At 34.4% G+C, this 20772-nt stretch carries 18 protein-coding genes and 3 tRNA genes; 4 read left to right on the top strand and 17 right to left on the bottom strand.

The features are described 5' to 3' along the window. Window positions 1-129: 129 nt before the first annotated feature. The 4 genes from J7E44_RS09920 to J7E44_RS09905 form a co-directional block, all read right to left on the bottom strand. Window positions 130-1587: an efflux transporter outer membrane subunit gene (locus tag J7E44_RS09920; protein ID WP_214828839.1), complete on the bottom strand. Its 1458-nt coding sequence runs from the start codon at window positions 1585-1587 to the stop codon at window positions 130-132. After that, window positions 1559-4750, bottom strand: coding sequence for an efflux RND transporter permease subunit (locus tag J7E44_RS09915; protein ID WP_214828837.1), 3192 nt, complete (start codon window positions 4748-4750; stop codon window positions 1559-1561). The genes J7E44_RS09920 and J7E44_RS09915 overlap by 29 nt, the downstream gene beginning before the upstream one ends. Before the next feature lie 22 nt (window positions 4751-4772). After that, window positions 4773-5855, bottom strand: a complete 1083-nt coding sequence (locus J7E44_RS09910; protein WP_214828835.1) for an efflux RND transporter periplasmic adaptor subunit — start codon at window positions 5853-5855, stop codon at window positions 4773-4775. 141 nt (window positions 5856-5996) lie between these two features. After that, window positions 5997-6386, bottom strand: a complete 390-nt coding sequence (locus J7E44_RS09905) for a hypothetical protein (protein ID WP_214828833.1) — start codon at window positions 6384-6386, stop codon at window positions 5997-5999. A gap of 362 nt (window positions 6387-6748) precedes the next feature. Here J7E44_RS09905 and J7E44_RS09900 point away from each other — a divergent pair, with 362 nt between their 5' ends. Both J7E44_RS09900 and J7E44_RS09895 read left to right on the top strand, forming a co-directional pair. Continuing rightward, window positions 6749-7141: a hypothetical protein gene (locus J7E44_RS09900; protein ID WP_214828831.1), complete on the top strand. Its 393-nt coding sequence runs from the start codon at window positions 6749-6751 to the stop codon at window positions 7139-7141. A 40-nt stretch (window positions 7142-7181) separates the two neighbouring features. After that, window positions 7182-7616, top strand: coding sequence for an META domain-containing protein (locus J7E44_RS09895; protein WP_214828829.1), 435 nt, complete (start codon window positions 7182-7184; stop codon window positions 7614-7616). A gap of 54 nt (window positions 7617-7670) precedes the next feature. On the opposite strand, the gene J7E44_RS09890 is transcribed toward J7E44_RS09895, so the two are convergent. The 9 genes from J7E44_RS09890 to J7E44_RS09850 all read right to left on the bottom strand — a co-directional run bounded on the left by J7E44_RS09890 (window position 7671) and on the right by J7E44_RS09850 (window position 18201). Further along, complete coding sequence (locus J7E44_RS09890; protein ID WP_214828827.1) at window positions 7671-7925, bottom strand: SemiSWEET transporter; 255 nt, start codon at window positions 7923-7925, stop codon at window positions 7671-7673. A 79-nt stretch (window positions 7926-8004) separates the two neighbouring features. Next, window positions 8005-9039 (bottom strand): NAD(P)/FAD-dependent oxidoreductase, encoded by a 1035-nt coding sequence (locus tag J7E44_RS09885; protein ID WP_214828820.1) that lies wholly within the window; start codon window positions 9037-9039, stop codon window positions 8005-8007. 54 nt (window positions 9040-9093) lie between these two features. After that, window positions 9094-10032 (bottom strand): type IX secretion system ring subunit PorN/GldN, encoded by a 939-nt coding sequence (gene porN / locus J7E44_RS09880; protein WP_214828818.1) that lies wholly within the window; start codon window positions 10030-10032, stop codon window positions 9094-9096. 23 nt (window positions 10033-10055) lie between these two features. Then, window positions 10056-11648, bottom strand: coding sequence for a type IX secretion system motor protein PorM/GldM (gene porM, locus J7E44_RS09875; RefSeq protein ID WP_214828816.1), 1593 nt, complete (start codon window positions 11646-11648; stop codon window positions 10056-10058). A 50-nt stretch (window positions 11649-11698) separates the two neighbouring features. Next, a complete protein-coding gene (gene porL / locus J7E44_RS09870) occupies window positions 11699-12394 on the bottom strand; it encodes a type IX secretion system motor protein PorL/GldL (RefSeq protein WP_214828814.1) in 696 nt (231 codons plus the stop codon). A 62-nt stretch (window positions 12395-12456) separates the two neighbouring features. Then, window positions 12457-13875, bottom strand: coding sequence for a T9SS ring complex lipoprotein PorK/GldK (gene porK / locus J7E44_RS09865; RefSeq protein ID WP_214828812.1), 1419 nt, complete (start codon window positions 13873-13875; stop codon window positions 12457-12459). A 107-nt stretch (window positions 13876-13982) separates the two neighbouring features. Then, on the bottom strand, window positions 13983-15836 hold the full coding sequence (glmS, locus tag J7E44_RS09860) for a glutamine--fructose-6-phosphate transaminase (isomerizing) (protein WP_214828810.1): 1854 nt from the start codon (window positions 15834-15836) through the stop codon (window positions 13983-13985). 26 nt (window positions 15837-15862) lie between these two features. Beyond that, a complete protein-coding gene (locus tag J7E44_RS09855; RefSeq protein WP_214828808.1) occupies window positions 15863-17419 on the bottom strand; it encodes a DUF4270 family protein in 1557 nt (518 codons plus the stop codon). Between the two features lie 11 nt (window positions 17420-17430). After that, a complete protein-coding gene (locus tag J7E44_RS09850; RefSeq protein WP_214828806.1) occupies window positions 17431-18201 on the bottom strand; it encodes a glycogen/starch synthase in 771 nt (256 codons plus the stop codon). A gap of 171 nt (window positions 18202-18372) precedes the next feature. Here J7E44_RS09850 and panC point away from each other — a divergent pair, with 171 nt between their 5' ends. Next, window positions 18373-19221, top strand: coding sequence for a pantoate--beta-alanine ligase (gene panC / locus J7E44_RS09845; protein ID WP_214828804.1), 849 nt, complete (start codon window positions 18373-18375; stop codon window positions 19219-19221). Window positions 19222-19318: 97 nt separating this feature from the next. Here panC and J7E44_RS09840 read toward each other — a convergent pair. The 3 genes from J7E44_RS09840 to J7E44_RS09830 all read right to left on the bottom strand — a co-directional run bounded on the left by J7E44_RS09840 (window position 19319) and on the right by J7E44_RS09830 (window position 19649). Then, window positions 19319-19391 (bottom strand) — tRNA-Lys (locus tag J7E44_RS09840). 67 nt (window positions 19392-19458) lie between these two features. Next, window positions 19459-19541: transfer RNA gene (locus tag J7E44_RS09835), tRNA-Leu, on the bottom strand. A gap of 35 nt (window positions 19542-19576) precedes the next feature. Then, window positions 19577-19649 (bottom strand) — tRNA-Lys (locus tag J7E44_RS09830). 116 nt (window positions 19650-19765) lie between these two features. Here J7E44_RS09830 and J7E44_RS09825 point away from each other — a divergent pair. Next, entirely contained in the window at window positions 19766-20281 is a 516-nt protein-coding gene (locus J7E44_RS09825; protein ID WP_214828795.1) for a shikimate kinase, read from the top strand. Here the strand turns inward: J7E44_RS09825 and J7E44_RS09820 are convergent. Then, on the bottom strand, window positions 20276-20719 hold the full coding sequence (locus tag J7E44_RS09820) for an RNA-binding S4 domain-containing protein (protein WP_214828792.1): 444 nt from the start codon (window positions 20717-20719) through the stop codon (window positions 20276-20278). The two genes, J7E44_RS09825 and J7E44_RS09820, sit on opposite strands and share 6 nt — an antisense overlap. Window positions 20720-20772 lie beyond the last annotated feature (53 nt).

The following is a 20772-nucleotide window of genomic DNA, read 5'->3' as shown; positions in this document are numbered from 1 at the left end:
CAGTTTAATTACCGAGTCCTTTTTCTATACTTAAAGTTATCAGAAAACTGGCTTATTCAATTGCAGAGCAAAAAAAGAGACTGTCTTTCGACAGTCTCCTTCTATTAAAAAAACATTAAGGATTTATAATCACTTCCAGCCTCCGCCTAAGCTCTTATAAATATCAACAACTGTACTCAGCTGTTTTTCTTTAGCTTCTACCAATTCCATTTTGGCATCCAAAGCGTCTCTTTGATTTAAAAGTACCTCAAGGTAGTCTGCTCTTGAATTTCTGAATAATTGATTGGCAATATCGATTGACTGATCTAAAGCCTGTGTTTCCTCAGATTTCAGCTTATAATATTGGTCTATATTTTTAACCTTCGACATTAAGTTTGCAACATCCAGATAAGCATTTAGAATGGTTTTATCGTACTCATATAATGCCTGGATCTGTTTTGCATCGGCCGTCTGAAAATTAGCTTTAATTGCAGTTTTATTAATCAGAGGTCCCGCTACTTCACCTACTAGATTATAGGCAATAGATTCTGGCATTTTCACGAGATATGATGGCTTGAATGCCTCCAATCCCAATGTTGCAGAAATTTCCAAAGAAGGATAAAATTCCTTTCTTGCTGCCTCTACATCTAATTTCGCAGATTTTAATTCCAGTTCAGCTTGTTTTATATCCGGGCGATTTGCTAATAACTGCGCAGGAATACCTGTATAAACTGTTTGCGGAATTGTTGACATAAAGCTTTCTTTTGTTCTCACAATCGGCTGTGGGAATCTTCCTAAAAGTGCATTGATCCCATTTTCTTTTTCGGTGATCTGCTGACGGATTGTATACTCTGTTGCTTTGGATTTAGCCAGTTCGGCTTCAAATTTCTTTACCGCTAATTCCGTAGCCGCTGCCGCTTGTTTCTGTATTTTAGAGATCTCTAATGCTTTCTCCTGAAGCTTAATATACTGTTGAATAATATCCAACTGGTTATCAAGAGACAACAACTCGTAATAATTATCAGCTACTTCCTCAATAAGGTTCGAAAGAATAAAATTCTTTCCTTCAACTGTAGATAAATAGTGGGCAACTGCCGATTCTTTCTCAGTTCTCAATTTTTTCCAGATATCAATTTCCCAGTTAGCCATTAATCCACCTTCAAAATTCCCCAATGGATCCGGCATTTCTCGACCTGGTTCAATCTCTGTGGTAGCATCACCAGCTCCTTCACTGGTATAACGACCGGATTTTTTCACTCCAGCTCCTATTGTGGCTGCCACAGTTGGGCTTAGCTTTCCTTTCTTATAAAGGACTCCGCTTTTTGCAATTTCAATTTCCTGTAAAGTAATCAATAGTTCCTGATTATTTTTCAGGGCAGTTTCTATTAAGCTTACTAAATTTGGATCTGTAAAAAACTGTCTCCAGGGTGTTGTTCCGCTATTGGAATTAGCATCCTGCTGCTCGTTTTCTCCAAAATTCTGAGGTACATTTTCTTTTACCTCGTCTTTTATAACGGTCGCCATTGGAGCTTTACAACTTGCTACAACAAGTGATAATGCAATGGCTGTAAGAATTGATTTAATCTTCAAATTTTCCATCATGTTCATAAGGTTCAGTTTGTTCTGTTAAAGGATTCTCTTCTTCATATCTTGCCAGTCTGGATTTTTCAGCTATCGTTCCGAAGATGTAATACAATCCAGGAATGATCATTAGTCCGAAAATAGTTCCTATAAGCATTCCTCCAGCCGCAGCTGTTCCAATGGTTCTGTTTCCTACAGCTCCAGGACCCGTTGCCATTACCAATGGAATAAGTCCGGCAATAAATGCAAATGAGGTCATTAAAATAGGACGGAAACGGATTGTAGCTCCTTCAATTGCTGCTTTCATTACAGGAATGCCTTCTTCTGCTTTCTTCTGTACGGCAAACTCAACAATCAACACAGCATTCTTTCCTAATAGTCCGATTAACATTACCATTGCCACCTGAGCATAGATGTTGTTTTCTAATCCTAAAAGTTTAAGGCATAAAAATGCGCCAAAAATACCTGTAGGAAGAGAAAGAATTACCGGTAACGGAAGTATAAAACTCTCATATTGTGCGGAAAGGATCAGATAGACAAAGCCTAAACACACCAAAAAGATAAATACAGCTTCATTTCCACGGCTAACTTCATCTTTGGAAATACCAGCCCAGTCGATACCAAATCCTCTAGGGAGCGTCTTATCAGCAACTTCCTGAATTGCTTTGATCGCCTGACCACTACTATAACCAGGAGCAGGAGTTCCACTTACCTCGGAAGAATTATACATATTATGTCTTGTGATCTCTGATAGACCATATACTTTTTCAAGCCTCATGAAATCAGAATAAGGCACCATTTGTTCTTTATCATTTTTAACGTATAATTTCAAAAGATCACTCGGTAAAGCACGATATTGCGGACCTGCCTGAACAATTACTTTATAAGGTCTGTCAAAGCGGATGAAACTCGTTTCATAATTCGAACCAATCAATGTCGACAGGTTGTCCATAGCACTCGCAATAGTTACACCTTTCTGTTCTGCCAGATCGTTATCAACTTTCAGCATATACTGAGGGAAACTTGCAGAGTAAAAAGTAAATGCTGATCCCAGTTCAGGTCGTTTTTTTAATTCCCTTACAAAATCGTTACTTACCTGTTCCATTTTATGATAATCCCCACTTCCAGCTTTATCCAGTAATCGAAGTTCGAAACCACCTGCAGCACCATATCCCGGAATAGACGGTGGCTGGAAAAATTCAATATTAGCACCAGGAATATTTTTAGCCTTTTCTTCAAGCTTTTCAATAATTTCCGCAGCAGATTCTTTACGATCTTCCCAACTTTTTAAATTGATCAAACAAGTTCCTGAATTCGACCCTGTACCCTCCGTAAGGATTTCATAACCTGCCAGAGAAGAAACTGACTGTACGCCATCAATATCCTCTGATTCTTTTAACAGTTCTTTTGCTATCTGATTCGTTCTCTCTAAAGTAGATCCTGGAGGTGTCTGAATAATTGCATAGATCATTCCCTGATCTTCACTTGGAATAAATCCTGAAGGAAGCGAATTACTTAGAAAGAAAGTACATAAACAAAAAGCCAATAACAGAGGTAATGTAAACATCTTTTTAGTCACTGTTTTATTCAGCAGCTTTTCATATTTCCCAGCACCCTTAGTAAATACACCATTGAATTTATCTAAAAATATTGTGATCAGATTTCTCTTTTTAGCTTTCCCGTGATTATTCTTTAATATTAAAGCACATAATGCGGGAGTCAATGTCAAGGCTACAATTCCTGAAAGGATAATTGCTGAAGCCATCGTGATCGAAAACTGACGGTAGAAAACACCAACCGGGCCAGACATAAAGGCAATAGGGATGAAAACGGATGCCATTACTAAAGTAATTGCGATAATTGCACCACTGATCTCATGCATTGCTTCTTCTGTTGCTTTTAGTGGAGAAAGTCCTTTATCTTCCATTTTAGCATGGACAGCTTCAATTACTACAATTGCATCATCGACGACGACCCCGATCGCCATAACTAAAGCAAAGAGCGAGATCATATTTAATGTAATTCCAAAAGCGGACATTACAGCAAATGTTCCAACCAATGAAACAGGAACTGCTAAAGCTGGAATTAAAGTTGAACGCCAATCTCCTAAAAACAGGAATACCACAATTGCTACCAAAATAAATGCTTCGAATAAAGTATGCACGACCTTTTCAATAGAGGCATCCAGGAATCTTGAAACATCATAACTGATATCATAATGCATCCCTTTTGGAAAAGAGTTTTTCTGAAGGTCAGCCATCAAAGTTTTTACATTCTTAATAACGTCACTTGCATTTGAACCATAAGATTGTTTTACAGTAATCGCCGCAGAAGGTTTCCCATTTAATGTTGAATAAATATCATACATTGAACTACCAAACTCGATATCGGCAACATCTTTTAATCTTACAAATTCTCCAGCTGACTTAGCCTTTAGAATGATATTACCATAATCCTTTTCATTACTAAAACGACCAGGATATTTTAGGATATATTCGAATGATTGAGAACGTTTTCCGGAGCTCTCTCCTGTTTTACCTGGAGAGGCTTCTAAGCTTTGCTCATTTAAAGCTTCCATTACTTCATCTGCCGAAATATTGTAGGCTGTTAATCTGTCTGGTTTTAACCAAACACGCATTGCATATTCACGGGTTCCAAGAATATCTGCAAATCCAACTCCACTTACCCTTCTCAATTCAGACATTACATTAATATCTGCATAGTTGAACAGGAATTTCTGATCGGCCTTTGGATCATCACTGTATAAATTAATATACATCAACATGTTTGGTTCTTCACGGGTAATTTTCACCCCTTCACGAACTACCAGCGGAGGTAATTTATTAACCACCGAAGACACACGGTTTTGAACGTTTACAGCAGCAACATTGGGATCAGTACCCAAGTCAAATACAATTTGAATAGAGGCTTCACCGTCATTTCCGGCATCTGAAGTCATATACTTCATACCTGGAACACCATTTAAACCTCTTTCTAAAGGAATAACTACAGATTTAATTAACAGTTCATTGTTTGCTCCCGGATATTCCGCTGTAATATTTACTTTGGGTGGAGAGATGGAGGGAAACTGTGTCACGGGCAATTTTACCAATGACAGAACCCCCATAAATACGATAATCAATGAGATTACGATAGACAGAACAGGTCTGCGAATGAATTTCTTAAACATACAACTTCATTTTACGAGTAGACTACTCTGCTTTTAATTTCAATGATTGAATTACTTTTCTAGGGTCCTGGAATTTCACTTTTACTTTTTGATCATCTTTTACTTTTTGAACTCCTTCTAAAAGAAATTTATCTCCTTCCGAAAGTCCAGAAGCAACCACATAAAGATCTGGTAATTCGTAAGCTACTTTTATATTTTTAGATTTCAATACGCCATCTTTCCCTACCACAAATACATATTTCTGATCCTGAATTTCGTACGTTGCTTTTTGCGGAATAATTAGAGCATTTCTAAGGGGCAATGTCATTCTTACTTTTCCAGTTTCTCCATTTCTCAACAATTTATCTGGATTTGGAAACTTGGCACGGAAAGCAATATTTCCTGTCTCATTATCGAATTCCCCTTCAATGGTTTGGATCTCTCCTTTCTGAGGAAGCGCATCCCCATTTGCCATAATTAAAGTTACTTCTTTACTTCCCCTATCAGCAGCATGCATCTGATAGTTCAGGTATTCGGGTTCTGAAACATTAAAATAGGTATAGACATTGGTGTTATCAGACAAGCTTGTCAATAGATCACCTTCATCAATCAAGCTCCCTAACTTCAATGGAATTCTGTTGATAATACCAGAGTAAGGTGCTTTAATATCTGTAAATGATAAATGAATCTGAGCTAATTTCATTTCAGCATTGGCAGCATCTAGTTTAGCTTTTGCCATTGCTTTTTCATTCTTTGAAACAATATTATTATTAGCTAATGTACTGGCATTTCTCAGCTCAATATTAGCTTGCTCTACTTCAGCTTTAGATTTCATTAATTCAGCCTGATATAGCTGAGGCATAATTCGGAACAAGGTCTGTCCTGCGTGAACATACTGACCTTCATCTACATAAATCTTTTCAAGAAATCCTTTTTCCTGTGCACGGATCTCAATGTTTTTTACGGATTGAATCTGAGTAACATAATCCTTATTAATTACTGTATCCATCTTTACCGGAGACGTAATTGGATATGTTGTGACTTCTTCTTTTTCTTCCTTCTTATTATTGCAACTAGCAAATAACAAGAGGGTGCTTAGCGCTATGCCTGAGGCAGCTCTTTTCATAATTTTGAAATTATATAAATCGTTAATGTTTAATAGAATAGAATGGTAATAAAGATTAAACGTTATGATGATTACCAGCAAACACAACGCAGGAGTATTCCGCTCTGATAGGAGAGCAGAAAATAAATCGAAAAATGAATTTTATATTCTAATAGAACGTATCAGAATGAATTTTTTTACGGAGGAATAGTTAGAAATAAAACCTTGTATAGCAGGTTTTAGCCGTTTGTAATTAAACAATCCAAAGAAGTATACTAAACTACAGACACTTACGAAAAGCACCACATTTTGCACGGTATCCGAAAATTGGAAATCATCTTCAATCAATTCCAAAGAATTATTTCCGACATTATCCGGCGCTTGCTGAATAGATAATTTCTCGTAGGTCTGATTTAAGCGATTTGCCTTTTTTGGTAAGTGGTGAGAAGTATGATCAGGAAAATGATTTTGTAATGTTTTGACATTGATCTTACTTTCCACTATAAAAAGCAGAAATAAGCTTGTCAAAAAGTATACAATATAGGTTCTCATTTTGAAGTGGCAAAGGTAAGCTTAGATTTGAATATTATTATACAGATTAACAAAATTTAACTCACCTTGAAAAATTCTGAATCCAAATTATTACAAAAATATAAAACTAAGATTTAAGATTTAAAAAGACTTTACACCTTCTTCAGGCCATTTATGAATCAAAAAAACAGCATAAAAAAAATTCTTAAATAAAAAAATATAGTTAAAAAAACAAAAATAGGTTTTTTGAAACCAACATATTTACCCACAATATATATGAATATTTATTTAATTTATTAAAAATTAACAAATATCCCGTAAAAAAATTGTAATTTTACACATTATAAACATCTAACCAATGAAAAACCAAATCACTTATAATTATGAAAAAAATATTTTATCCCATCATTATTGTTCTGGCTGTTGTATCAGTAACAGCGTGTAAAAGTTCGGCAAAAGATGAACCCGAAATTACAGCAACCCATCCTGTGGAAACGGATGAAATAACCAAAGATGTTTTTACAGACAGCTATGGAGACAAAATAGAAGTTGCTATTAATAATACAGAAAATACGGTAGTTGTTCATTTGAACGGTAAATCTTATGAGCTTAAGAAAAACAAAGATTTACCAGATTATACTGCATCCAATTCAGAATACCAATACTCAAATATCAGAGGCAATATCACTTTCCTGAAAAGAAATGTTGACATGGTTTTATTTCATCATAAGCAAGACAAAAAAGACTCTGGATCCAGCAAAATGGCTTCTTACTAATTAACCTTAAATCTTAGGTGTTTAAATAAAAACAATAACTATGAAAAAATTACATTATTACTTATTGACACTTTTTACATTTGCCCTTATTGTAGGTTGTACAAGTAAGACCGTACAACAAAGCAATAATGACATTACTGGAAAAACATGGAAACTAACGGAAATTAACGGGCAACCCATAAAGCTTAAAAACCCAAAGAACAACCCATATTTCTCATTAAATACAACTGACATGAGATATGAAGGGAATGCCGGATGTAATGGAGTAGGTGGCTCTTTTGAAATCAAACAGGACATAATGCGTATAAAATTCAATCAAGGAATGTCTACTATGATGGCCTGTGAAGATTTAGAAACTGAACAGCTTTTTACCAAAGCATTACTTGCAACAGATAATTATTCTGTAAATGGAAATACCTTAACACTTAATAAGGCTAAAATGGCTCCACTGGCAAAGTTTGTTCTACAAAAATAAAATTAAGATTTTGAATAATAAAGGCGCTTTACCTGAGGTAAAGCGCCTTTAATTTTATTTTTTATAAATCATATAACATATCAAAAGAGAAATATTCATGAGCACAGCAAAAGCATTGGATAAAATAATTGGAAGCTCATTCTTTAATATGCCATACCATACCCATAAAGAAAGACCAGATATAAGTACCAAAAGCATAATCCAGGAAATATCCTCAACATTTTTCTCTTTCAAAACCTTTAAAAGCTGAGGTACCATTGATATAGAGGTAAGTATACCTGCTACGATTCCAAGAATATTTACATTCATTTTATTTAAATCTATCAGTTTGAAGATAGGAAATTAGATCAAATTGTTTAGATAAATTTTAAAATATTTAGCATTAGTTTTATTTAAAACGGGACAGGGAAACTTCATCTGGTAAAGAAATCTCCTCTTCAATAAACTGATACAGCCTTTTAGAAAAATAACATCCATTCAAAATTCCTCTCGCACCCAACCCATTGAAAACATACAAATTCTGATGCTCCGAATGTCTTCCTACAATAGGTCTTCTATCCTTTACAGTAGGCCTGAACCCAAAGTTAACTTCACGTACTTCAAAATCATTTGGATACAATTCAGACAGCGCCTTTATCAACTGTTCCACCGCAGAATCATCGATGTGATGATGGAGTTGCTCTCTGTCATAGGTTCCACCATAAAAATGGAGACCATTATTTACTGGAAATAGAAAATGTTTCTTTTTAATCGTAACATCTTTTTGAATAGCTTCAGAAAGTTTGACTTTTATGTGATGTCCTTTATTTGGAATTACAGCAATATCAGAAAAAAAAGGGTTGTCTTTCACTCCCATTCCTTCGCAAAAAATAACATGCTTAAAGGAGATATCTTTATATATGTTATCAGATGTATTTAACTGATTATAATCGAATTTTTCTTTTACCAGTTGTTCATTTCTCTCAAAATATTTGAAAAAATCACTAAAAAATCCATCCACATCTAGTCTTGCAGACTGATTTACTTTCCCCGTGGAGAAAGGATTATTAACCCCATCCAAATGTTGAAATTCTTTATTTAAGAATTCAGAAAGACCTTCATTATCTGATTTCTTTAACCAGAGGTTCTGCTCATTTTCGTCATGGAAAATCCGATGAATAGGATTGTTAATTAAATAGTTCTTTTTGGTATATGATTCAATTTCCAAAAGACTATTCTTCAGAAAGTCTATCTGCTGTTGAGCAAGCCAGAAAGTCGTGAATTTTTTTAGAACTACAGGATTAATAATTCCTGCAGAAACTTGTGAAGCGCTTTTCCTTCCTTCAGAAAAAATAATAAAAGATTTATTATTCTTAATTAGCTGATGGGCAAAAAATAGTCCCGCATATCCATCTCCTACAATAATATAGTCTATATTTTTCATAATAAAAAAACCTGAGTAAAAATACTCAGGTTTTGTATAAATATCAAGTGAAATCTAATAATTCCACATATCATTTTCCATATCTAGAATCTGACCTTTAATTCTGTCACTTTCTTCTAATTGCTCATCAGCATTCTTAGGAATGTAATCTTTGATTACACCATCTCCTAAACCTCCAGAAGATTTGTAGATAATTGACGAGAATCTTCTTGCATTGATAATATCATCAAAAGATAAATCAGCTGACGAATTTTTTCTGTTATACACAAAATTATTCGCTAATATCTCTCTTGCACTTGGATAATAGATCCAGAATAGATCGATCAACTCATCATTACTGGCAAGCGGTTTACCATCTGGTCCGATAACACCTTGAACAGCTGGATCTGGTCCCATTGCAGCAATACCAAGAGGTCTGTATTTCATTTGACCATCTCTTTTGTCAATAAACCACATACCCATAATCTTTAATACTTTCACCTTTTCAGTTGTTGTTTTAAAGACATCAGTGTACTCCTTCTTCTCCTGCTCAGTTAATGCTCTTCCAGAATTTAAAATATCAATAGCAGCATCAGCAACTCTTACACTTTCTAATCTCTTTTGAATTCCTTCAGGAGTTAGCTTAGTTACAAAATTCTCATCATCATATACTTCCTGAATTTTACCACTTGTAGCTGCATCCAATAATAACTGATACAAAGATCTTGTTTGAGTAGCAAGTAGACCATCAGGATTATCATAGTATAATGGCTGATTAATCTTATCATTCATATCAATAATCTCCCAAACAAACATACTCTTTAAGATATCTTTATCTTCTACAAAACCATATTCCAAAGGCTTTACAGTTTTATCGACAATCGTATCTCCAACTTTTTGTTTATTTTCAGCTCTCATTTGTCTGAACTCTTCCGGAGAAGATGCATTCAGAATAGTCTGGGAAAAAGCAAACCCCGAAACTACTACTAAAAAAGTGCTTATATATTTTTTCATAATATTATTTTAACTTATTAAAATTACTGAACATTGATTACAACAGGAGAGATATTTCTCAATGTCTGGTTTCCTAAACCTGTAGCAGTTGCTTTAATATCAAAGATATAAACTACATCTCCTGCTCTCACGTTTTTAACTAATCCAGCAGCTTCATCAAGGCTATTACCTTTGATCAATAGTGCCGCTCTACCTGGTACTTTTACCATAAACTGGTTAACAGTAAACGAAACCGGGAAGTCGAAATCAGGTAATGCTGCCTGTACCATTTGATTTGGAATTGAAGTAGCTGGAATATTCAATACCGTTTGGCCTCTCATTTGACCTTGCGGATTAGGAACATTTTTAATTCTATATTCAAATACCTGAGAAACTGTTTTACCATAAGGATCAGTTCCCGACAATGTCAATTTAATAGTATTTCCAGTAGAAGGAGTAATATTCCATTTTCCAGGACCAGTTCCTTTTACAACAGCACCAGGAGCAGATAATGATAATTTAGAATTATCAGCACCTAAGATAGATCCGGATACAGGATTCTCCAATCCTCTATACATTACATTCATCTTATCTGCTGAAAGTAACAATCCTTTTTCTAGTTTTACTTCTCTTGGTCCGGCAATTACATTATAAGTATGCGTCCAAGGGAAACTTTGAGGCTTACCAGAAGCATCTGTTAATGTAATATTACCACTTAAAGTATGTTCGCCAATACCTGATCCAGAAATTGGGATAATCCCTTTTCCATTCTCAAGTTTGCTTACTCCTGTAATATTGATCTTATTACTTGTTGAATAAGTTCCTAACATAACTTTAACTTCTGCCTGCTTACCAGACTGGATATCAACTGGTCCAGAAACAATTGGCTCATAGCTGCTAAATTTAATGCTAGCATCTACTTTTTCTTGAAGTAATAATGCCAATGCATCAGATTGTACATTTCTAGCATCATTCTGGATAATCTCTAAATTAGAGATCGCAGCAATAAGTGGCTGATGATAAAATTTATTCTGAAACCAAGTCTTCTCATTTGGTGATTTTCCTTTTGGATATTCAGCAATAAGAGATTTGTTAGCTCTTTCAACTAAGTCTTTTAACTGCGCATTGTTTCCAAAAGTAGCATTAATGTAATTTCTTACATCATCTATTTTACTTTTTAGTTCCAACGCTCCTTTCGAAGGTGAGTTTTCATCTCCATCAGCAAAGAAATAATGTGTTGTTGCATCATTATTGTTAAGTGCAGCAAAATTTTCGCTTACATCAACATCTTTCTTTGTTTCAGGATCTTTATCATGAAAGTCTGATTCCTTGTTAAGGGTATTTTTAATACCTTGAGCTGCAACAACCAATGCATCAATCTTTCCTTTTAAAACTTTATATTGTTCCCAAGGTTGTTGATAGGTATCTGGTACCTGCTGAGCTTTAGCTTCTAATGTTTTTTCAAAAATTTTCTCATTCTTTTTCTCCGTTAAAGTTCTTGTTTCATTAAGAGCTTTTGTAGAGTCATAATATGATCTGATGATTTCCGCATCAATATTTAGGGCCATCATAGCGATGAACACCAAATACATAAGGTTGATCATCTTCTGACGTGGAGTCTGTTTTCCTTGTGCCATTCTTTTTCTTTGTTTTGGATTAAAATTTAAATTTAAAAATGGTTAGGAAATTATGACTTCATAGCGGTTAGCATACCACCATAAACTCTATTTAAATTATTTAAGTTAGATGTTAAACCTTGTAACTCCTGATTGAATTTTTCTGAATGCTCAGCAGACTTCTGCATATCTGCTACATATTTGTTAGCAAATTCTGATTGTCTTTTACCATTCTCCAACTGCATTGTATATAAAGCATTCATGCTTTCCATGTGTTGAGCTGCTTTATTTAGTTGGTCGTTATATTTGTGAGTAGAAGCAGAAACGTCTACTGTTTGGTTGATTTGATCAACAGAGTTTGAAAATTTATCAATTCCTGTTCTTAATCTATCGAATAATTGAACATCTAATTTAGCATCTTGCAACATCTTATCCAATTTCGAAGAAAGTGAATTTTCTAGTTCTGCAAATTGAGCTGCAGCATTATTTCTAGAAGATACATTAGAGTGAAGCGGATTTGGGTTTGCATGTTTATCTAATAATTCAGGATATACATTTTCCCAAGCATAAGACTCCTCAGACTTTGGAGGGTCAAAAGCGAAAATAATGAAGATGATAGCTTCAGTAATAAGCCCTACAGTAAGAGCAACGTTACCACTGATTGGCCCCAAGTTAATGTGAGTAATCTTAAGCCAAGCTCCAAGAATTACAATTGCAGCACCGAATGAATAAAAGAAATTCATCCAAGCATCTTTAGTCTTAAACATATAAGTTAGTTTTTTTTAATGATTAAAAATAAATTGTATTGAAAAATAATTGTTTGATCTGATTATCTGTTAACTCTTCTTGGTTTAACAGCAGCCTCAGGAATATCCTGTACAGTTCTGAATCCAATATAACTTCTAGCCGAATCTTTTCTTTCCCAATCTCTTGCACCAGTCATAAGCATTGCACCTATATCTTTCCAAGAACCTCCTCTTACAGATTTTTTAGAATCTGTTTTATCTTTAGTTGAAGGATTTAAAGTTGAAGAAAATCCGTATGAAGAATTGTTATAAGAAGATTCTGTCCATTCAGAAACGTTTCCAGCCATATCAAATAACCCAAATCCATTTTTCTTAAATTTCTTTACTGGAGCTGAATATGTATAAGTCCCTTTCTTATCATCTTCCATATAATTACCTCGTTTAGGTTTAAAGTTTGCCAAGTAGCAACCTCTGTCATCCATTAAATATGGACCTCCCCAAGGATATGTAGCATTTTGCATACCGCCTCTTGCTGCATATTCCCATTCGATCTCTGTAGGTAAACGGAATTGTAATGGTCTTTGTTTTCTTCTTTTCAAGCTTTCATTGTAATCTGTTTTCAATTTAGATCTGAAGTTACAATAAGCTCTTGCCTGATCCCAAGTTACCCCAACAACTGGATAATCTTTATAAGCTTTATGCCAGAAATACTGTTCAAATAAGGGCTCGTTATATGCAAAGTGAAAATCTTTTACCCAAACTGTAGTGTCCGGATAGATCGCGATGCTTTTACTTTTAAGGTAGTTTACTCCTCTTTCGTTGTCAGCAAGTGCAGCATCCATGTCTCCCCACTGATAATTATATTTTAATTTACTAACATCTAGGATTCTTTCATTCCCCATTCTAGAAGAAGCTGGCAAATACAAAGATTCTAGAACTTCCGCATATTCAACATCAGGATATTTTGTAGTATTCCAATGTAATGGGATTTTCCAATCTAATTTTTTACTTGCATCGTAACTACCGTCATCTCTTCCTCCCTGTCCTTCTAAATATTCTTGATAAGGAGTTAGGTTCTCTTCTTTTTTAGCAAGGTATGCATAATCTCCTATGCTTGCACCTCTGCCTCCGCCTTCGCCACCTTCTCCAGCAGCTTCAGCAAGTAGAGTTCTAGCAATAGAGTCTCTTACATAATTAATGAATACTCTGTATTCTGCATTAGTAGTTTCTGCTTCATCCATAAAGAAAGACGAAACGGTTACTGTTTTTAATGCTGATTTTTCAGGGGTATGTGTAATATCCTGATCAGCTAAACCTGCAATAAAAGATCCTGCAGGAATCGCAACCATACCGTATGGTCTTTCAGCAACAAATGATTTAGTTTTTTCTCTTGGTATCAACTCTCCTTTTGTTCCTGGCTTCCCTACAGAAGAGCTACCACCACCTGAACAAGATACCGACGCTACTGACGCAGACAATAATAATAGAAATATCCTTTTCATGTTAATTTTTATAATTAAGCCGTAAATATATAATTTTTTTAAGAAACTTTTAAGATTTTTTTTGAAATAACGCTAGAAATCTAAATTTATTTTATTTCCTAGTATTTTTATTCTACAGTTACCGACTTAGCGAGGTTTCTAGGCTGATCTACATTGGCTCCTCTATATACTGCAATGTAATAAGCTAAGAGTTGTAAAGGCACCGATGCAACGATCGGAGAAAAGCATTCAGACGTCTCAGGAATCTCAATAACATAGTCTGCCATTTCACTTACCTGTTTGTCTCCTCTATTAACAACAGCAATCACTTTCCCTTTTCTAGCCTTTATTTCCTGAACATTACTTACAATCTTATCATAGTGCCCTTTTTTAGGAGCAATAATAACGATTGGCATATTTTCATCAATTAAAGCAATTGGGCCATGCTTCATTTCTGCAGCAGGATACCCTTCTGCATGGATATAGGAAATTTCCTTCAATTTTAAAGCACCTTCTAAGGCTGCAGGGTAATTGTACCCTCTACCTAGATATAAGAAATTCTGAACTCCAACGAAATCTTTAGCTATGCTCTGTGTTAATTCATGTGTAGAATTCAAGACATCTTCTATTTTCTTTGGAATGGCATCCAATTCTGAAATAAGGCTCATGAATTCGGCATTTCCAAGGTTACCGTTATGTTTACCTAGTTTAAATGCTATCAACGTTAGAATCGTAAGCTGAGCCGTAAAAGCTTTTGTTGAAGCTACTCCAATTTCAGGGCCAGCATGAGTATATGAACCAGCATCCGTAATTCTTGCAATAGATGAATCTACCACATTACATATACCATATATAAATGCTCCTTTTTCTTTTGCTAATTTTAAAGCAGCCATTGTATCAGCTGTTTCTCCAGACTGAGAAATTGCAATTACAACATCTTTATCCGTAATAATAGGATTTCTATATCTGAACTCTGAGGCATATTCTACTTCAACTGGTATTCTTGCATATTCTTCTATAAGATATTCACCTATAAGACCAGCATGCCAAGAAGTTCCACAGGCAATTATAATTATTCTGTTGGCATTCTTAAATTTTTCAACATGATCCCAGATCCCTGCCATTTTTATTACGCCCTCATCTACAAGTAACCTTCCTCTCATTGTATCGTGAATGGACTTAGGCTGTTCGAAAATTTCCTTAAGCATGAAGTGCTCATATCCCCCCTTCTCTATCTGCTCTAAGTTCAATTTCAATTGTTGAATTTCAGGTTCTATTTTAGAATTCTCTTTGATCGTTCTAATGTCAACCCCTCCTTCTAAGGAAATTGTTGCCATATGCCCCTCTTCTAGGTAGATCGCTTCTTTCGTAAATTCTACAAAAGGAGATGCATCAGAAGCAATAAAGTACTCTTTATCACCAATTCCAATAGCTAAAGGAGAACCTAATCTACCAACTACTAAAACGCCAGGATAATCTTCATGCATAACCGTAATAGCATAAGCTCCATATACTTCATTCAAAGCATACCTTACAGCCGTTGGAAAATCTATTCCAGCATTTATATCCATAAAATACTGAATAAGATTTACTAATACCTCAGTATCTGTTTCAGACCTGAAGGTAAATCCCTTTTCAGTAAGCATCTTTTTAATGGTATCATAGTTTTCAATGATTCCATTATGGATAATAGCAATTTTGTTATTATTAGATAAATGCGGGTGAGAATTTCTATCACTTGGAACTCCGTGAGTTGCCCAACGGGTGTGCCCCATCCCCATTTTTGCAGTACCTTTTAGTTGACTCGAAATATTGACAAGATCATCAACTTTTCCTTTTGTCTTTTCAACTTCAAATGAATTATTCTCTTTTTCCAGAACAATTCCTGCACTGTCATATCCTCTGTATTCTAGTCTTCTAAGACCATTTATAACTACATCGTAAGCATCTTGAAAGCCTGTGTATCCAACTATTCCGCACATAATTTATTTGGTGTATTTTTAAAATTTTACTTTGTCGCGTATGTAATTTTTAACTGCATTTTTTTAGCATTGCTAATATCAGATCCTACTAATACAGCTCTATCCACTGTGTATGCTCTTGATGTGTATTTAGCTCCTGCTAAACCTGAATTATCTGACTTAGATAGGAAACCACCAATATCAATTCTAAAAGATTTATAGGTATTAACTGATGTTCCTTCAACTAGATCTTTTACTGATTTTGTAACAACAAAGTCATAGTAAGCTGGATTTTTATCTAAATCATAGGCTTTATATATACTAAAATTCGGAGTACCTGCTAGGGTAAGCACATCACTGGTAAAGTCTGTTTTTATTGGATCGGTTGCTTTTTCTTTATCATTTTGTAAGAAAGTAAACAACACTGGTTTCTTATAATTATTACTCCACGTTGAAGCATCAGTGTAGATTCTTATCTTAGCACTAATAATAGCAGCTTTATTTTTTTGATATAATGTTTTAAGATCATTGATTGCCGCATCAGGAATTTTCACTCCAATAGAAGGACCACCCATTCCCTGAGCAAATAATTTTGCATCACCTGTTTCAGTATTTCCAATTACTGCATTACCTAATGCAGATCCTACTCTGTTATATTCATATTGACCAACATGAGTATTACCAGCTCCTAAAGCAAATGCATAAGTCGCGGGTGTCTTAGTGGTTGTCCCATTTTCAGTCTTATCATATTTGTAATACATGATTAACTCCATATCATTAGGAGAAAACTGGAATAAATATCCATCACTCTCCTGAACAGAGATTCTAAGACCTCTGAAATGTCTTATAAAGTTAGAAGCATCTGCCAACTCAGGTTTTCCTTTTTTATCAATAATTTTTTCCTGAAATAATGTCTTCGCATTATCTAATGGAATTCTTATACCTGGTGTTGTTGTAGTAAATATTGAACTGTTATCAGAATCTTTGGTAATGGCAACTGTATTAATAGTTCCTTTAAATTCTTTTGAGCCCAATACAGTGGTATTATAAGCAAATGTCGCATTGGACTTAACTTCATCTGTAGCAGCTTTTAAGAAATCGGTAACTTCATTAACATTAATAGTAAGCGTTTTTTTAGTTCTACCATATTTGTTGATAGGATATGTTTTTACCTCTTTCTTTGCTGGTACATTCCCGTCTGGATAAACATAATTTTCATCTGTAGTCGTCGTAAGGGAATCCGAAGCATATGTAGGTTTCAAAACCAAAACCACTGAATCTACCTTAGCATTGGTCCCAAAGTCGGGATCATAGGTAGATAATCTTAGCTGTGTAACATAAGATGCCCTTTGCATTCCAAACTGTCCCTCATTAAAAGCACCAAGAATAGCCGCTCCTAATTGAGTAGCATCACTTTTAATAGTATCATTATTTTTGATGTTAAAAGCAATAAGGTCATAAGATTTTTCATTTCCATGAGCTGCTCCATCTAAAAATAATTGTTCCCCTAAAGAATCCGGATCCGGTTCACAATTATAAAGTAATACACTGCCGAAAATTGCCAGAGAAAGTATGGCAAAAGTTCTTTTAATAGTACGAGTCATTAAATGTCTTTTTAATAAAGTTTGTTTATAGAGTCTACATCAAGATATTCCGATTTAGAAGTTGATGTTTCGTTGAATGCTTTATCGAGCTCTCCATCTAAAAATTCATCTCCTTTTACAACACCATCAACATAGTTCATGCTTTCAATTACAAAACTTTGAAAGCTTGGCTTATCTAACGCTTTTAAGCCCGAAATATTATCGAATTCTAATTTTTCTCCAATTTTATCATTTAGAGGAGCGTCCTTCTCATTATATAAAGAAAGAACAATTTTAGCGTCTTTAAAGTAAGTATCGGATTTGTAGTAGGTTTTAAGATAAATAGGAACAAAAGAAGCCATCCATCCATTCAAATGAATAATGTCTGGAACCCAATTAAGTTTTTTAATCGTTTCTATTACTCCTCTCGCAAAGAATATTGCTCTCTCATCATTATCTTCAAAAGCAACGCCATCATCTTCAAAGTAATATTGTTTTCTTTTGAAATACTCTTCATTATCTATGAAGTATACCTGAAGTCTTTCTCCAGGAAGAGATGCTACCTTAATTATTAAAGGCTGATCCAGATCATTAATGATAATATTCATTCCTGAAAGACGGATAACCTCATGAAGTTGAAACTTCCTTTCACTTATTTGTCCAAATCTTGGCATAAAAACTCTTACATCATTGCCTTCATTGTGCATTTTAAGTGCCATTTTGTTTACCACAGTAGCCATGTTCGTATCTTCCTGATATGGATACATTTCTGTAGTAATGTACAGTATTTTTTGATTCGGCATAAATTTCTATCTAATTTTTTGTAAAAATGCTTTAATGTGCAAAATTACAAAAAAACATCCAACATTATTTTAATTAACATTATTTTACGATAATTACCTTTTCCAAATTATCAAAAACGCATTTTATTATCTGATATTTTTACTATTTTTGAATTGGTATTAAAATTAACTATGGAAGTTCTAAAAAACAAAAAAACACTTCAGGATTTCATTGAGAGACAGAAAGAAATGGGAAAAAAAATAGGGTTCGCACCAACAATGGGAGCTCTGCATAATGGACATCTTTCACTCTACGAAATGGCCAGAAAAGAAAATGATCTTGTAATTTCTTCAATTTTTGTGAACCCTACTCAGTTCAACAACTCCGACGATTTGGCAAAATATCCCCGTGATATCAATAGAGATATACTTATTTTACAAAATTCCGGATTAGTAGATGCTGTTTACATTCCTGAAATTGTGGATATTTATCCTGAGAAAGCTCAAAGCCAACATTATGATTTTGACGGGTTAGAAAATGAAATGGAGGGCAAATCAAGACCTGGACATTTTGATGGTGTGGGTACTGTAGTAGAAGAGCTTTTCAGACAAATACAACCAGACAATGCTTATTTTGGAGAGAAAGATTTTCAACAATTAGCCATTATAAAAAAAATGGTTGAGAAAAAACAACTTCCAATAAAAATTATGGGAGTTCCTATTTACAGAGCAGAAAATGGACTTGCACTAAGCTCAAGGAATCAACGACTTCATGAAGATCGGAAAGAAGCATCAAAAATTATTTATGCTACATTAAAAAAAGTCAATGATTGGTTCCGTGTAGTCACAGTCCCTGAAATCAAAGACAGAGTTAATGATATTTTTGATCAGCAACATGGTATGAAGCTTGAATATTTTATGATTGCCGATGAGCACACATTAAAGGAAACTGATTTCTTTTATAAAGACAAATCATACAGAGCCTTTATTGTTGTCATAGTAGATGGTGTAAGATTAATAGACAATATGCATTTGGATTAAGAACCAACATAAAAAATCAAAGGCTTCCGGAAGGAAGCCTTTGAACACCAAATCACAAAATATTAATATGAAAAAAATTTACTTTTCAGTAAACTTGTGACCCGGCTGGGATTCGAACCCAGGACCCATACATTAAAAGTGTATTGCTCTACCAGCTGAGCTACCGAGTCGGTCATTAAATTTCTAATTTACAAATTTTAAATTAATAATAATCTAAAATTCACATTTTCTTTGCAGTGCCTGCGACTGGACTCGAACCAGCACATCCTTAGGAAACCACCCCCTCAAGATGGCGTGTCTACCAATTTCACCACGCAGGCAAAAAAATTACAGAATCTAGTAAAATTTTTGCTAGTGACCCGGCTGGGATTCGAACCCAGGACCCATACATTAAAAGTGTATTGCTCTACCAGCTGAGCTACCGAGTCGGCCACTTATTTTAAACAATTTTCATTTAAGTAATGTCCCTTGTTTTAAGTGGTGCAAAGATATAACTTTTTTTAATTTCTCAAAACTTTTTCGCAAATTTGTTTAAAAATATTTCATGATAATTTCACTAGTCGGATACATGGGTTGTGGCAAATCACACATTTCCAAAATTTTAAGCGAAAAAATAAATTTTAAATTAATTGACCTAGATAAAGAGATTTCCAGGCGAAATAAATCAACCATTCCCGAAATCTTCGAAAAAAAGGGAGAAATCTACTTTAGAAAGCTGGAAAGAGAAACTCTGGAAGAAATACTGGCCACCGAGGAAAATCTTATTTTAAGTCTGGGTGGAGGAACTCCTGTTTACTATAATAATATGGAGATCATCAATAACAATTCTAAAAGCATCTTTTTAAAAGCTTCTATTGGCACATTAACAGAAAGGCTTTCAAAACAAAAAGAGAAAAGGCCTATAATAGCCAATATCTCTGATGAAAACCTCCCTGAATTTATTGCCAAGCATTTATTTGAAAGAAATGAATATTATAATAAAGCTTTGATAAGTGTAAATACAGACTCAAGAGAGCCTGACGATATCGTAAATGAAATCATTGAAAAACTTTATCTATGATTTTTCCTCTTTATCTTCTATTTCACTGTTTTCACCAAAAAAGTCGTCCCAGTCTGTAAAATCTGAAGCAATATCATTTTCAACATATCCGTCCATGTCTCTTCTATCTTTTTTAGTAGGTCTTCCTTCGCCTCTATTTCTGTAATAGTCCTGAGACATTTTGCGTAGTTTAAGCAGTTCATATTGTTCTTTGTCTGTGACATCTTTGATATGAAGAGATACTAATTTTGCCCCAATCCGGCTTTTAGGAATCTGAATTACTTTAATTTTATAGTCTACCTGATTTTTACGGATTTTTATTACATCACCTTCTTTTACCTCCTTAGAAGACTTTACAACAGCGTCTCCAATAGAAACTCTGTTCTTTTTAATCTCCTCAGTTGCAACAGTTCTCGTTTTATAAAAACGAATGCTCCATAAAAATTTATCTATTCTCATAATTTTTTATACTTTTGCCGTTATATTATTTGTAAAGTAATTAAAGTTTTTGA

This window comes from Chryseobacterium sp. ISL-6 (assembly GCF_018613715.1).
Taxonomy (GTDB): Bacteria; Bacteroidota; Bacteroidia; order Flavobacteriales; family Weeksellaceae; genus Chryseobacterium; species Chryseobacterium paludis.
This window is presented reverse-complemented; position numbering and strand designations above follow the sequence as displayed.